Here is a 12,931-nt window from a genome sequence, read left to right on the forward strand (position 1 = left end):
AGCGGCATTAGGTTCCAGCCTCCGGCGCGCGTGGCGGCCGTGGCTTTCTCGGAGTGCGCGGTGCGGCGTGCGGGGTTGACGGCTGCATCGTCACGATCACTGGATTCGGCTTGTGATCGGTGGCCGCCCCCGTTGCGGCATCGACGCCCATGCCGATGAGGCCGCCAGCCAGGAGATTGCCGGCGAACCCGGCGGCGCCGGTACCCGACACTTCCTTGGTGAGCTGCACCGTCTGGGATTGGTAGCCCTCCTTCTCGAAGGTGATCGTGATGTCCGCGCTACGCTTGGCGACGACGGCGCAAGGAGTGGTGCAGGTGGTCGGCACTTCGAGCCCGGAGACCACGGCTTCCACGCCTGACGGTGTTGATGAGATGCTGATATTCTCGGTCGTGCCACGCGTGACCGACGCGCAGCCGCCCAGCATGACGCTGAGCGCCACAATTCCAAATAAACGCATGAAATGCCCCTGTCCCGGCGCCACTGAAGCGCAACCAAAGCGGGATGGCAATACGTCATACGTCGCGATAGTTAAGCCGCGCAACAGTTGTGCACGAAAACAGCGGTAGCCCGGACGTGGTGCCTTCTAGTCTCCTCGCAGGCGCTGGTCGTCCTGGACGCGGACGTGCTCGGCGCCGCGCGCGCCCGCGGGAGACAGCCGCAGCATGCTCAGCACCGCGCCGCAGAGCGCAAATCCGACGCCGACGAGGAGCGCCAGCCTGGTGCCCTCAACCGGATACCGTCCGAGCAGCAGCGCCACCAGCGCTGCCCCCGTGGTTTGGCCGAGCAGGCGCGCCGTGCCCAGCATCCCGCTGGCGCCGCCGGCGCGCTCGCGCGGGGCGGCCGCGATCATGGTGCGGTTGTTCGGGGTCTGGAACAGGCCGAAGCCGGCACCGGCCAGCGCCATGCGCCAGATCACGTCGAACGGGGTCGGGCTTGCGGGCAGGAAGGCCAGCGCGGCGAGACCGCAGGCGAACAGCGTGAGCCCGATGCCGCCGAGCAGGCCGGCCGGATAATGCTCGACGAGGCGGCCGGCGAGGGGGGCCGCGAACGCCACCGCGATCGGCCAGGGCGTGATCAAGAGGCCCATATGCACGGCCGAATAGCCGAAGCGGCTCTGGAGATAGAAGGGGATCGCGACGAAGGCCAGCATCTGCCCGCAGAATGATGCGATCGAGGTCGCTATCGACAGCGCGAACACCGGAATGCGCAACAGATCGACCGGCAAGAGCGGCGAGCTCATGTGGGTTTCGCGATAGATCAGCAGCACGCCGGCGACGATGGCGATGGCGAATTGTGCGAGGCAGGTGATGGCGGCCTCGCCATGACCGACGCTGTCGACAGCGGCGATGCCGACACCGAACGTGATCGCGGACAGGCCCGCGCTCTGCCAGTCGAAGGAACGGTTGGCTGGCTTGGTGTGCGGCAGGCTGCGCAGGCCGATCAGGAATGTCACCGCGCCGAGGGGCACGTTGATGGCGAACAGCCAGGGCCAGCTTCCGACGGCCAGGATACCGGCGGCGAGCGTCGGTCCGACAGCAGCCGAGAAGGCGACCACGAGCGCGTTGAGCCCGATGCCGCGGCCGAGCTGGCTGCGCGGATAGGTGAAGCGCACCAGCGCCGCGTTGACGCTCATGATGCCGGCCGCGCCAAAGCCCTGGAGGATGCGCGCGGCCGTCAGCAGCGGCAGCGTGTGCGCCAGCGCGCACAATGCGGAGGCCAGCGTGAACAGCACCAGTCCGACCAGATAGACGCGGCGATAGCCGACGATCTCGCCGAGCGAAGCCAGTGGCAGCAGTGAGATCGTGATCGCGAGCTGGTAGCCGTTGACGATCCAGATCGAGAAGGCCGGGCTTGCATCGAGGTCGGCCGCGATCGTCGGCAGCGCGACGTTGGCGATGGCGCTGTCGACCACCGCCATGATGATGCCGAGCGCAATCGTCAGCACCGCCTGGTTGCGCTGTGGCTGCGGCAGGCCGTCGGCATGCTCGATGGTGGTCGATGACATCGTGAAGCGTGCTTGCTCGAGACGCGGTTGCTGGTCCGCAACCTGATCCGACCCGGGATGGTTCCAGCCAAAGCCTGCGCAGTTTCAGTGCTGTTTCGGCTTCCGTGGTTCCTGAATCGCCTTGAGGTAGCTTACCACGGCCTCGGCGTCGTCTCGGCCGAACCGAGCCGTGGGCATCGAGCGGTGGATGCTGCTGTAGCCGTCCTGGAGGCGCTGCATGAAGTCGGGGTCGTAGAGTTTGTTCTCGCTGAGGTTCCGGAAGGGCGGAGCCAGCTCGTTCCGGCTCTTGCCCGTCCTGCCGACCGTATGGCACTCCGCGCACATCCGTTGCAGCATTGCTTCGGCGCGCCGCTGTTCGCGATCCAGGGCTTGACTTGCCGTGCTCCACAGAACGCCAACGGCCAGCAGCGCTGGCGCGATCCTATTCATCGCTCATGTCCATCATTCCCGGCGCAGGGCCTTCACGGCAAATCGGCGCGGCAGCATCGCGCGTGGCAGCGTGTCACGGCCGACGCAGGCGGGCTTGATGCAGCTCAACTGTCCTACACGGCCGGCGGATTCCGCTCGGTGAAGGTCACGCGCTGGTGCCAATAGGGATAGGGCAGCGTCACCGTGCTCGCGGCATCGAGCTTTGCGACCTGGTCCTTGGTCAAGGACCAGCCGACCGCACCGAGATTTTCGCGCAGCTGGGTCTCGTTGCGCGCGCCGATGATCAGCGTCGAAACGGTCGGACGCTGGAGCAGCCAGTTGAGTGCGATCTGCGAGACGCTCTTGCCCGTCTCCTTCGCGATTTCGTCGATGGCCTCGACGACACGGTAGACATGTTCGTCCGGCACGGGCGGTCCGAACTCGGCCGTCTTGGGCAGCCGGCTTACTTCCGGCTTCGGCTGGCCACGGCGGATTTTTCCGGTGAGACGTCCCCATCCGAGCGGCGACCAGACCACGGCACCCAACCCCTGGTCGAGCCCGAGCGGCATCAACTCCCATTCGTAATCGCGCCCGATCAGCGAATAGTAGGTCTGGTTGGCGACGTAGCGCGGAAAGCCGTGCTTGTCGGCGACGGCGAGCGATTTCATCAGGTGCCAGCCCGAGAAATTCGAGACGCCGACATAGCGGATCTTGCCGGCGCGCACGAGCACGTCGAGTGTTGCGAGCACCTCTTCAGGCGGGGTGAAGGCGTCGAAGCCGTGCAGCTGGAACAGGTCGATGCAGTCAGTGCCGAGCCGGCTGAGCGAACCGTCGACGGCCGCGAGCAGATGCTGCCGCGACGAGCCGATATCGTTGGGGCCCTCGCCGAAGCGGAAGGTCGCCTTGGTCGAGATCAGAACCTTGTCGCGGCGGCCCTTGATTGCTTCGCCAAGCACCCGCTCGGATTCGCCGAGAGAGTAGACATTCGCGGTGTCGAACATCGACACGCCGGCCTCGAGGCAGATGTCCAGAAGGCGCCGCGCTTCGGTCGCGTCGGTCGTGCCCCAAGCCGCAAGGCGGCCGACGCCGCCGAAGGTGCCGGTGCCAAGACTGAGGGCGGGCACCATGAGGCCTGAACTGCCCAAGCGTCGGTATTCCATCGATGTGCTCCTCGGCTGGCCGCTGGTTGATCGATGCGGCCTTGCGGGCCGATGGTAATGCAAGCAGGCGCTGCGTCCTATCACGCGCTCACATACCGGCCTTGCTTCGGGATGGCCTGGTCGTGCAGGGGATCGCTGACTGAAAGCGATCTCAATGCCGCAACTGGCTCTGCCGGAAGTCGCGCGGCGACATTCCGAAATGCTCGCGGAAGACGCGGCCGAAATGCGAGAGGTCGTTGAAGCCCCAGCCGAACGCGATCTCGCTGATGTGGCGGTGGGCGAGCACGGGCGAAGCGAGGTCGCGCCGGCATCGGGCGAGGCGTTCGGCAAGGACATGGCGCTGGAAGGAAGTGTCCTCGTCGGCGAGAAGATCGTTGACGTAGCGCGGCGAGATGCCGAGCGCGCCGGCGGTCTCCGCGAGCGAGAGGTCGGGATCGGAGAGATGCGCGCGGATGTGCGCCTTCAACCGGTAAAGCAGGGCCGAGCGGTGGGTCGAGGACGGCAGCGATGTCCTGCCGAGCCGCTCGCTCAAAGCCATGGCGAGCAGATCGACCGCCTGCTCCGACAGCGCGGCGGCGGTGTCCGGGGCCAGCCCGTCCGCGCTCTGGCAAAGCCGGAAGATGAAATCATAGGCGAGCCGCTCGAGCGGCGCGTCGGCCCCGAACGACATCGCAGTCAGCGTTTCGGTGCCGCCGAGCCGGCGCCGCAGCATCTCGCGCGGCACCTTGAAGATGGTCTGTGTGAAGGCGTCGTTGAACTTCAGCTCATACGGACGCGTGGTGTCATAGAGCGCGAACTCGCCGGGATGGATCACGGTCTCCCGGCCGTCCTGCACAACGCCGCCGCTGCCGCGATTGCCGAGGGCAATGAGAACAAAATCCTGGCCCGAGCGCGCGATGCGAGAGGGCGTGCGGAACACGTGCTGGCGGTCCGAGCAGACTTCGGAGCATGCGGCCTTGCCGAGCGAAGCCTGCGTGACCGAGCCGCGAAAGGCGCTGCCGAGGTCGGACTTGCAGTCAAGGCCGACGAAGACGTCGCAGACGATGTCCTGCCAGAGGGCGAGCCGCCGATAGCCGGGGCTGCCGTCGGTCGTGAACTGGATTGTCATCTGGACAGCCTCCCTTTCACATCCCGCAAAATCGCCGGGGATCCAGCCTGCCAGAGGCAAATGCCGTACCGGCCCACGGTCCCTTCCCAGTCGAGTTTTTGTTCCGCCGTGGTCGAGCGCCCGGCCGCCCGGCTTGGCCAAATAGACTGCATCGGACGAGGTTTCCGATCAACCGGCAATGGAGGCGGGAATGGGCATCGAGCATCCGAAATACAAGGTCGCGGTGGTGCAGGCGGCGCCGGCCTGGCTCGATCTCGACGCCTCGATCGACAAGTCGATCGCCCTGATCAGGGAGGCCGCGGAAAAGGGCGCCAAGCTGATCGCCTTTCCCGAGGCCTTCATCCCCGGTTACCCCTGGCATATCTGGATGGACTCGCCGGCCTGGGCGATCGGCCGCGGCTTCGTGCAGCGCTATTTCGACAATTCGCTGTCCTACGACAGCCCGCAGGCCGAGCGGCTGCGCGAGGCCGTGCGCAAGGCAAAGCTCACCGCCGTGGTCGGCCTGTCCGAACGCGATGGCGGCAGCCTCTATCTCGCGCAATGGCTGATCGGGCCCGACGGCGAGACCATCGCAAAGCGCCGCAAGCTGCGGCCGACCCATGCCGAGCGCACCGTCTATGGCGAGGGCGACGGCAGCGACCTTGCCGTGCATGCGCGACCCGACATCGGCCGTCTCGGCGCACTGTGCTGCTGGGAGCATCTCCAGCCGCTGTCGAAATACGCGATGTATGCCCAGAACGAGCAGGTCCATGTCGCGGCCTGGCCGAGCTTCTCGCTCTACGATCCCTTCGCGCCGGCGCTGGGTGCCGAGGTCAACAACGCCGCCTCGCGCGTCTACGCGGTGGAGGGCTCCTGCTTCGTGCTGGCGCCTTGCGCGACGGTGTCGCAGGCCATGATCGACGAGCTCTGCGACCGGCCGGACAAGCATGCGCTGCTGCATGCCGGCGGCGGGTTTGCCGCGATCTACGGCCCCGATGGCAGCCAGATCGGCGAGAAGTTGGCGCCGGCCCAGGAAGGGCTGCTGATCGCCGAGATCGACCTTGGCGCGATCGGCGTCGCCAAGAACGCCGCTGACCCGGCCGGCCACTATTCGCGGCCCGACGTGACGCGGCTTCTGCTCAACAAGAAGCGGTACCAGCGCGTCGAGCAGTTCGCGCTGCCGGTCGACACCGTCGAGCCCACGGAGATCGCGGCGGCGGCAAGCTGAGCGTCGCTGGGCGAAGACGGGCTTACGTCAAGCCACACAATGTCCTAGCAGTTCGGGATGTGCGGCGCAGATATGGTGCGCGCCGGCATCGCGCAGCTCGGCCTCGCTGCCATAGCCATAGAGCACGCCGATTGCGGTCATGCCGTTGGTCCTGGCTCCCACCACGTCATGGCTGCGGTCGCCGATCATGATCGCGTTGTTCGCGTCGATCCTGGCCTCGTCGAGCGCATAGCGGAGCAGGTCGCGCTTGTCGACGCGGGTGCCGTCGAGCTCGGAGCCGAACACGCGCTCGAAGTACGGCTTCAGGCCGAAATGATCGACGATGCGGGTGGCGTAGACCGCAGGCTTGCTGGTCGCGACGAACATGCGCGGTGTTGTCGCAGCAAGCCTCGTGAGGGTGTCCATGATGCCGGCATAGGCTTCGTTCTCGAAAAGGCCGATATCGCTGAAGCGCTCCCGATAGAGCAGCAGCGCGCGGTCGGCGAGTTCGTCGGATCCGGTGAGCTTTTTCAAGCTTGCATGCAGCGGCGGCCCGATGCACCAGGTCAGCTCGTCCTCGCTCGGGACAGGCTGGTTGAGCCGCTCCAGCGCGTATTGGATGGATCGCGTGATCCCCGGCTTGGGATTGGTCAGCGTGCCGTCGAGATCAAAAAAGATTGTCACCATTCGGGCGCGACCTGCGTTGATACTGCCGCTTGTGCTAGTTGGCTGGGGTTCCAAGTCAAGGTCCGATTTGTCCGATAGCGTCAATGCCATGCGAATAGCTCGGGTCATCGCAGTCTTGTGCCACGCCGTCGTGCTGTCGCCGGTGCTCGCGGAGGAAACGCCGTCCCCCGTCGTGCCTTCCAATGCCGAGGAACCCGCGAAGCCTGCGGAGAAGCCCGCAGACGCGCGCGAGAGCGACACGCGGGAGTCGATCTGCCTGATCGTGGAGGCGGCTGCGCGCGATGCCAATCTCCCGCTCGAATTTTTCGCCCGGGTGATCTGGCAGGAGAGCCGCTTCCAGGCCGATGCGGTCGGCCCCATGACGCGCAACGGCGAGCACGCACAAGGGATCGCGCAGTTCATGCCGGGGACTGCAAGCGAGCGCGGGCTGCTCAATCCATTCAATCCGGTGCAGGCATTGCCGAAGTCTGCCGAGTTTTTGAACGAGCTGCGCAACCAGTTCGGCAATCTCGGCCTCGCCGCGGCGGCCTACAATGCTGGTCCGCGGCGTGTGCAGGAATGGCTTGCTGGCACCGGGCCGATGCCGGAGCAAACCCGCAACTACGTCTTCGCCATCACCGGCACCAGCGTCGATGCCTGGGCCAAGGCAGGCAGCACCGGCAAGGGGCCGCCGAGTTCACCTCCGACGAGCTGCCGTGATCTGATGGCGCTGCTCAAGCGCGCGCCGAACCCGTTTGTCGCCGAGCTCGAGCAGCATGTGGAGCTTGCCGCTGCAAAGATCTGGGGGGTGCAGCTCGCGGCCGGCTTCGACCGCAACAAGGCGCTGGCGATGTATTCCAGGGCGGTCACGAAACTGAGCGCCGTGATCGGCGAGCGTGACCCGAGCCTGCTAAGCTCGGTGATGCGCAGCCGCGGCACGCGCGCCTTCTACCAGGTCCGTATCGGCGCGGATACCAGAGCCGAGGCCGATGATCTGTGCAACCGCATCCGCAAGGCAGGCGGCGCCTGCTTCGTGCTGAAGAACAAGGGTGTGAGCGGGTAGGGCGCGTCTCTCTCCGCTGGTCATTCCGGGGCGCGCCCTCTTCGGCGCGAGCCCGGAATCCCTCGCACGGCAGTCTCTGCGGCCCAATGGATTCTCAGGTGCGCAATTGCGCACCATAGCTCGCGATTTCGTCCCGCCCGGGAATGACCGCTGTGGGTGTCGGCGCTACGCATGCCAGCCCCGCCGCCGGCTTCCTTGACGCGGATGCCCCCATTGCCCGTTATGCAGGCACGATTCCGTAACCCCGATCGACACTCCCGTGGCGCTTCCTCCGCTCGATTCCCCTCAATGGCAAAGTCCGTGGCGCGCGTTTGCGTGGGGACTGCGTTCGATCACGCAGACGATCCTCACCATCGTGCTGTTCGTGACCTATCTCGGCATCGGCGCGCTTGCTCACGACACCCATTTCAGCCTGGTCTGGGCGCTCGCCTCGACGCTGTTCGTCTGGGCCGGTCCCGCGCAGATCATTCTCATCACGACGCTCGGCTCGGGCGCGACCATCATCCAGTCCGCGATCGCGGTGACGGTGAGCGCCATTCGGCTGTTTCCGATGGTCGTGTCGGTGCTGCCGCTGATGCGGACGCCGACGACGAAACGACGCGAGCTGGTCTTCGCCGCGCATCTGACGGCGGTGACGCTGTGGGTCGAGTGCCATCGCTTCCTGCCGCTTGTGCCGCGGGAGCGGCGCATCGCCTTCGTCCACGGGCTCGGCTGTGGCCTCGTATCGGTGTGCCTCGTCGCCAACACCGTCGGCTATTTCCTCGCCGCCAATCTGACCCAGACGCTGGGAGCGGCGATCCTGCTGCTGACGCCGCTGTCCTTCCTGTTCTCGACCGCGCGCAACAGCCGCGAGGTCGCCGACGTCGTCGCGCTGGCGCTCGGGATCGTGCTCTATCCGCTGGCCGCCAGGATGAACTCCGGCCTCGACATCCTCGTCAGCGGTGTCGCGGCCGGCACGATCGCTTATGGCGTGCATTGGTGGCGGGAGGTGCGCGCATGAGCTTTGCACAGCTCATCGGCGACTGGCACGCGCTCGCCGTGCTGTTCGTCGCCGGCGTCGTTCCGAACCAGATCTGGCGCATGCTGGGGCTGTGGTTCGGCGGCGGCATCGACGAGGGCTCGGAGCTCCTGGTCTGGGTGCGGGCGGTCGCGACCGCGATCCTGGCCGGTGTCATCGCCCAGATCGTGGTGGAGCCGCCAGGGGCGCTTTCCACTGTACCTGACGTGCTGCGCTATGGCGCGGTCGGCGCCGGACTCGTCGTCTTCCTGCTGACCCGCCGCTCGATCTTCGCCGGCGTGGTCACGGGCGAAGTCTTCATGCTGGCCGGCAAGTGGTGGTTGGGCTAAAACCGCCGGCGAACAGCAAGGAACTGAAACATGGTTCGCGAACAGGAGCTACGCGAGGGCGAGGTCGCCATCGAGCTGCCGCCGACGCAGGATGCCGGCCTCGTCTTCATCGGCCGTATCCGCACGCCCTGGACGTCGCGCCTGGAAACGCCGCGGCAGGGGCGTCAGGACGGCCCGATATGCCGGCTCGAGATCTTCGAGCCGTTCGTGCCAGCGATCAAGGGCGTCGATTTCTACAGCAATCTCGAAGTGCTCTACTGGCTCGACCAGTCGCGCCGCGACATCATCCTGCAAAGCCCGAAGAATAACGAGAAGACCCGCGGCACGTTCTCGCTGCGCTCGCCGGTTCGGCCCAACCCGATCGGCACGTCGATCGTGAAGCTGGTCGGCATCGAGGGCAATGCGATCCTGGTGCGTGGGCTCGATTGCCTCGACAACACACCGCTGATCGATCTCAAGCCCGACCGCTGCGAGTTCACGCCACTGGCCGCGCCGCAGAAGGGCGATTTCGAGATGGAGTGATTTCCTCCGTCATTCCGGGGCGTGCCGAAGCCACGAGCTATGGTGCGCAATTGCGCACCTGAGAATCCATTGGGCGGCGAGACGGTGGTGAAATGGATTCCAGGCTCGCGCTACGCGCGCCCCGGAATGACGATCAACCCTTCAACGCCGCGATCAGCTTGGCCGCGTGCTCTTCCAGCACCTTGGCGTCTTCCATGCGGCTCGCTGGCGGCAGCATGGCGACGCCGTCGTGGCGTGGCATCACATGCATGTGCAGGTGAAACACCACCTGTCCTCCGGCAGGCTCGTTGAACTGCTGCACGGTGATGCCGTCAGCGTTGAACGCCTTCATCGCGGCGGCCGCGATCTTGTGCGCGGCGCGGGCGACATGGGCGTAGTCGTCCGGCTTGATGTCGAGGATGTTGCGGGCAGGGGCCTTGGGGATCACGAGGGTGTGGCCGGGCGTGCGCGGCATGATGTCGAGGAAGGCCAGCACGTGCTCGTCCTCGTAGACCTTGTAGCAGGGCAGCTCGCCGCGCAGAATCTTTGCGAAGATGTTGTTGGTGTCGTAGGCGGTCATGATAGCTCCTCGGCGGCTCCTCGAGATTTTGCACTTACTGTCACCAGCGGCGGCGAGGCGTCAAGGCGCCTCATCGGCGCCCTTGCGGAACGGGCCGAGCTCGGCGAGCTCCCGTCCGGCCTCCGCGACATAGGCGCGCTCGCGCTTGAGGTAATCGTCGATGGCGCGGCGCAGGCCCGGATCGGCGATGAAGTGGGCGGAGTAGGTGGTACGCGGCAGGTAGCCGCGCGCGATCTTGTGTTCGCCCTGCGCGCCGGCCTCGACATGCTTCAGGCCGTGTCTGATCGCGAAGTCGATCGCCTGATAGTAGCAGACCTCGAAATGCAGGAACGGATGATGCTCGACCGCGCCCCAGTTGCGGCCGAACAGCGTGTCCGAGCCGATGAAGTTGATCGCACCCGCGATCCAGCGGCCGTTGCGGCGGGCCATCACCAGCAGCACGTCCGCGCTCATGGTCTCGCCGATCAGTGAGAAGAACTCGCGCGTCAGGTAAGGCCGGCCCCATTTTCGCGAGCCGGTCTCCATGTAGAATTCGAAGAAGGCATCCCAGGCGTCCTCGGTGATGTCCTTGCCCGTGAGGCAGTGGATCGTGATCCCCGCGGCCAGCGCGTCGCGCCGCTCGCGCTTGATCGATTTGCGGTGGCGGGAGTTCAGCGTCGCCAGGAAATCGTCGAAGCTCGTAAACCCCTCGTTGTGCCAGTGGAACTGCTGGTCGGTGCGCTGGAGGAAGCCGTGCTCTGCGAGCAGCTTCCATTCGGCCTCGCGCGCGAAGGTGACGTGGACCGAGGACGCCTTGCTGACGCCGCACAGCGCCACCAGCCCGCTCGCCAGCGCCTCAGTGATCCGCTCGCGGTCGATGCCGTCGCGGACCAGCAACCGCGGTCCCGTGGCCGGGGTGAACGGCACCGAGACCTGGAGCTTTGGATAGTAGCGCCCGCCCGCGCGCTCATAAGCGTCTGCCCAGCCGCGGTCGAAGACGTATTCGCCTTGCGAGTGCGATTTCAGATAGCAGGGCACGACGCCGACGACGCGGCCGTCGAGCTTGGCCACCAGATGCCGCGGACCCCAGCCGGTGCGGATGGTCGCCGAACCCGATTTCTCGGCGGCGGATAGAAATGCGTGCGAGACGAAGGGGTTATAGGCAGGACTTGAGAGGCCGAGGGAATCGCCTGGAAGGACGGATGAGGTTCCCAGGCCATGCCCCTTGCAAGCCTTGCCGGGATTGGCGCAGGCGTCCCAATCCTCGGGCGAGACTTCGCCGATGGATGGTACGGCCTCGAGCGTAATGTCGGATGATGCCATTGCGCCCAAGATCGTGCATTGCAGCAGCGACTTCAAGGGGTGGAGGAACACAGGTCTCGTGCCCCGGACGCAGCGCAATACCTGGTGGTGCGCTGCTGAGCCGGGGGCCAGGTGGCAGCGCGCTCGCGGAGAGATGGGTCCGGCTCTGCACAGCGATGCGTTGCAGCGCGTCCGGGACACGAGAGCTTATGTGCGGCGACGACGACGCCTCTACGGCACAAACCCCTCGAAGATCATCTGATCCGCATACTGGGCGACCCGCGTCCGCTGCTCCGGGGTGCGCACGGTCCAGCCGAGCAGGGCGCAGCCGAAGACGTTGCGGGCGATCCAGGGGGCGGGGGCCGGGAGGTGGTCGACCTTGAAAGCGACGAAGTGGGGCTGGGTCTGGAAGCCGTGGCGCAGGTACAGCATGCTGTCGCGCTGCTGCTGCGTCAGGTCAGCCCAATACTCATCCTCATAGGTCCGTTGCGCGACGATGCCGCGCGGACGGGAGGGCAGCAATTGGCGCAGCGCCAGCACCTGGTCGGGATCGAACGACATGCCGACCGCCGGGCCGTCATAGGACGCCAAGACTTCAGCCATCCGCTTCACCAGCTTGCGGTCGCCGCCAAAATGACTCTTCACCTCGATCACCAGCGGTACGCGCCCAGCGACGATGGCGCAGAGGTCGCTGAGCGACATCATCCGCTCGTCGGTGTCCCTGAACCTGACCGCCTTCAGCTCCGCCGCGGTCTTCGAGATGACGTCCCCGGTGGCCTCGGTGAGGCGGCCCAGCGCGTGATCGTGATGCACCATGGCCTCGCCGTCGGACGAGAGCTGGATATCGACCTCGATCGTGAAATTGCCCGCAATCGCAGCCTGCACCGCGGCCGGCATGTTCTCGACGATGCCGCGCGAAATGTCGTGCAGGCCGCGATGGGCGACCGGCCGGGCTGTCAGCCAATCCGGAGCGCGCATTCGTGTCAGGCGACCTCGAACACGCCTTCGACCTCGACCGCCGCATCGGCGGGCAACGAGGCGACCCCGACGGTGGTCCGGGCATGGCGGCCCTTGTCGCCGAAGGCGGCGACCATCAGGTCGGAGGCGCCGTTGAGCACCTTCGGCCCGTCGAGGAAGTCTGGCGCCGAGTTGATGAAGCCGCCGAGGCGCACCACCCGCACGACCTTGTCGAGATCGCCGAGCGCCGCCTTGACCTGGGCCAGCAGGTTCACCGCGCAGCCACGCGCGGCCGCCGCGCCCTCTTCAATGGAGACCCCAGCACCGAGCTTGCCCTTGGCGATCAGCTTGCCGGCGGGGTCGAAGCAGACCTGGCCGGAGACGAACAGCAGATTGCCGGTGCGCACGAACGGGACGTAGTTGGCGACGGGAGTGGGCGCCTCGTGCAGCTTGATGCCCTGTTCCGCCAGTTTCTGCTCGACCGTGCCCGCCATGTCCGACCTCGTTGTCCAAAATCATTGCCCCGGCGCGTCCGTTTGAAGGCCGGGCGCGCCCTGTTTCGCCCATCGTGCCGTCACATGCAAGCAACCGGAAGGGGGCGCATTTTGTTGAGGCTGGCCAACGCGAAGGGGCAACTTTACGTGAAACGGCCTCAGTTGCGACGCAATG

The 12,931-nt window shown here is 66.2% G+C and carries 15 protein-coding genes; 5 read left to right on the forward strand and 10 right to left on the reverse strand.

Features of this window, described 5'->3' with window-relative positions; genetic code table 11:
* Window positions 1-7: 7 nt before the first annotated feature.
* From XH96_RS17245 to XH96_RS17265, 5 genes are all read right to left on the reverse strand, one after another.
* On the reverse strand, window positions 8-457 hold the full coding sequence (locus XH96_RS17245) for a PEGA domain-containing protein (RefSeq protein WP_194393500.1): 450 nt from the start codon (window positions 455-457) through the stop codon (window positions 8-10).
* 126 nt (window positions 458-583) lie between these two features.
* Window positions 584-2,005 (reverse strand): MFS transporter, encoded by a 1,422-nt coding sequence (locus XH96_RS17250; protein ID WP_194393501.1) that lies wholly within the window; start codon window positions 2,003-2,005, stop codon window positions 584-586.
* 84 nt (window positions 2,006-2,089) lie between these two features.
* The gene (locus XH96_RS17255; RefSeq protein WP_194393502.1) at window positions 2,090-2,434 is read right to left on the reverse strand and encodes a c-type cytochrome; all 345 of its coding nucleotides are present in this window, start codon (window positions 2,432-2,434) and stop codon (window positions 2,090-2,092) included.
* Window positions 2,435-2,547: 113 nt separating this feature from the next.
* Complete coding sequence (locus XH96_RS17260) at window positions 2,548-3,573, reverse strand: aldo/keto reductase (protein WP_194393503.1); 1,026 nt, start codon at window positions 3,571-3,573, stop codon at window positions 2,548-2,550.
* A 151-nt stretch (window positions 3,574-3,724) separates the two neighbouring features.
* Entirely contained in the window at window positions 3,725-4,681 is a 957-nt protein-coding gene (locus XH96_RS17265; protein ID WP_194393504.1) for a helix-turn-helix domain-containing protein, read from the reverse strand.
* Between the two features lie 190 nt (window positions 4,682-4,871).
* Here XH96_RS17265 and XH96_RS17270 point away from each other — a divergent pair, with 190 nt between their 5' ends.
* Window positions 4,872-5,888 carry a carbon-nitrogen hydrolase family protein gene (locus XH96_RS17270; protein WP_194393505.1) on the forward strand — a complete coding sequence of 339 codons (1,017 nt, stop codon included), beginning with the start codon at window positions 4,872-4,874 and terminating at the stop codon, window positions 5,886-5,888.
* 27 nt (window positions 5,889-5,915) lie between these two features.
* On the opposite strand, the gene XH96_RS17275 is transcribed toward XH96_RS17270, so the two are convergent.
* A complete protein-coding gene (locus XH96_RS17275) occupies window positions 5,916-6,554 on the reverse strand; it encodes an HAD family hydrolase (protein ID WP_194393506.1) in 639 nt (212 codons plus the stop codon).
* An 88-nt stretch (window positions 6,555-6,642) separates the two neighbouring features.
* Between XH96_RS17275 and XH96_RS17280 the strand changes: the two genes are divergently transcribed.
* The 4 genes from XH96_RS17280 (at window position 6,643) to tsaA (ending at window position 9,465) form a co-directional block, all read left to right on the forward strand.
* Complete coding sequence (locus XH96_RS17280) at window positions 6,643-7,596, forward strand: transglycosylase SLT domain-containing protein (RefSeq protein ID WP_194393507.1); 954 nt, start codon at window positions 6,643-6,645, stop codon at window positions 7,594-7,596.
* 259 nt (window positions 7,597-7,855) lie between these two features.
* Window positions 7,856-8,596 carry an AzlC family ABC transporter permease gene (locus XH96_RS17285; protein WP_194393508.1) on the forward strand — a complete coding sequence of 247 codons (741 nt, stop codon included), beginning with the start codon at window positions 7,856-7,858 and terminating at the stop codon, window positions 8,594-8,596.
* Entirely contained in the window at window positions 8,593-8,943 is a 351-nt protein-coding gene (locus tag XH96_RS17290) for an AzlD domain-containing protein (protein WP_194393509.1), read from the forward strand. The genes XH96_RS17285 and XH96_RS17290 overlap by 4 nt, the downstream gene beginning before the upstream one ends.
* A gap of 30 nt (window positions 8,944-8,973) precedes the next feature.
* Window positions 8,974-9,465, forward strand: a complete 492-nt coding sequence (gene tsaA / locus XH96_RS17295) for a tRNA (N6-threonylcarbamoyladenosine(37)-N6)-methyltransferase TrmO (protein WP_131867964.1) — start codon at window positions 8,974-8,976, stop codon at window positions 9,463-9,465.
* Window positions 9,466-9,598: 133 nt separating this feature from the next.
* Here the strand turns inward: tsaA and XH96_RS17300 are convergent, their stop codons facing one another.
* The 4 genes from XH96_RS17300 to XH96_RS17315 all read right to left on the reverse strand — a co-directional run bounded on the left by XH96_RS17300 (window position 9,599) and on the right by XH96_RS17315 (window position 12,756).
* Entirely contained in the window at window positions 9,599-10,024 is a 426-nt protein-coding gene (locus XH96_RS17300) for an HIT family protein (protein WP_194393510.1), read from the reverse strand.
* A gap of 60 nt (window positions 10,025-10,084) precedes the next feature.
* A complete protein-coding gene (locus tag XH96_RS17305; RefSeq protein WP_194393511.1) occupies window positions 10,085-11,326 on the reverse strand; it encodes a GNAT family N-acetyltransferase in 1,242 nt (413 codons plus the stop codon).
* Window positions 11,327-11,536: 210 nt separating this feature from the next.
* Entirely contained in the window at window positions 11,537-12,283 is a 747-nt protein-coding gene (locus tag XH96_RS17310) for a glycerophosphodiester phosphodiesterase (protein ID WP_194393512.1), read from the reverse strand.
* 5 nt (window positions 12,284-12,288) lie between these two features.
* Window positions 12,289-12,756, reverse strand: a complete 468-nt coding sequence (locus XH96_RS17315) for a RidA family protein (RefSeq protein ID WP_008130072.1) — start codon at window positions 12,754-12,756, stop codon at window positions 12,289-12,291.
* Window positions 12,757-12,931: the final 175 nt, after the last annotated feature.

The sequence above is a fragment of the Bradyrhizobium sp. CCBAU 51765 genome, assembly GCF_015291725.1.
Taxonomy (GTDB): Bacteria; Pseudomonadota; Alphaproteobacteria; order Rhizobiales; family Xanthobacteraceae; genus Bradyrhizobium; species Bradyrhizobium liaoningense.

What these genes read in the sequence shown, in the direction of transcription:
- XH96_RS17245 (WP_194393500.1), bottom strand. Translation starts at nt 457, where the DNA reads ATGCGTTTATTTGGAATTGTGGCGCTCAGCGTCATGCTGGGCGGCTGC.
- XH96_RS17250 (WP_194393501.1), bottom strand. Translation starts at nt 2,005, where the DNA reads ATGTCATCGACCACCATCGAGCATGCCGACGGCCTGCCGCAGCCACAG.
- XH96_RS17255 (WP_194393502.1), bottom strand. Translation starts at nt 2,434, where the DNA reads ATGAATAGGATCGCGCCAGCGCTGCTGGCCGTTGGCGTTCTGTGGAGC.
- XH96_RS17260 (WP_194393503.1), bottom strand. Translation starts at nt 3,573, where the DNA reads ATGGAATACCGACGCTTGGGCAGTTCAGGCCTCATGGTGCCCGCCCTC.
- XH96_RS17265 (WP_194393504.1), bottom strand. Translation starts at nt 4,681, where the DNA reads ATGACAATCCAGTTCACGACCGACGGCAGCCCCGGCTATCGGCGGCTC.
- XH96_RS17270 (WP_194393505.1), top strand. Translation starts at nt 4,872, where the DNA reads ATGGGCATCGAGCATCCGAAATACAAGGTCGCGGTGGTGCAGGCGGCG.
- XH96_RS17275 (WP_194393506.1), bottom strand. Translation starts at nt 6,554, where the DNA reads ATGGTGACAATCTTTTTTGATCTCGACGGCACGCTGACCAATCCCAAG.
- XH96_RS17280 (WP_194393507.1), top strand. Translation starts at nt 6,643, where the DNA reads ATGCGAATAGCTCGGGTCATCGCAGTCTTGTGCCACGCCGTCGTGCTG.
- XH96_RS17290 (WP_194393509.1), top strand. Translation starts at nt 8,593, where the DNA reads ATGAGCTTTGCACAGCTCATCGGCGACTGGCACGCGCTCGCCGTGCTG.
- tsaA (WP_131867964.1), top strand. Translation starts at nt 8,974, where the DNA reads ATGGTTCGCGAACAGGAGCTACGCGAGGGCGAGGTCGCCATCGAGCTG.
- XH96_RS17300 (WP_194393510.1), bottom strand. Translation starts at nt 10,024, where the DNA reads ATGACCGCCTACGACACCAACAACATCTTCGCAAAGATTCTGCGCGGC.
- XH96_RS17305 (WP_194393511.1), bottom strand. Translation starts at nt 11,326, where the DNA reads ATGGCATCATCCGACATTACGCTCGAGGCCGTACCATCCATCGGCGAA.
- XH96_RS17310 (WP_194393512.1), bottom strand. Translation starts at nt 12,283, where the DNA reads ATGCGCGCTCCGGATTGGCTGACAGCCCGGCCGGTCGCCCATCGCGGC.
- XH96_RS17315 (WP_008130072.1), bottom strand. Translation starts at nt 12,756, where the DNA reads ATGGCGGGCACGGTCGAGCAGAAACTGGCGGAACAGGGCATCAAGCTG.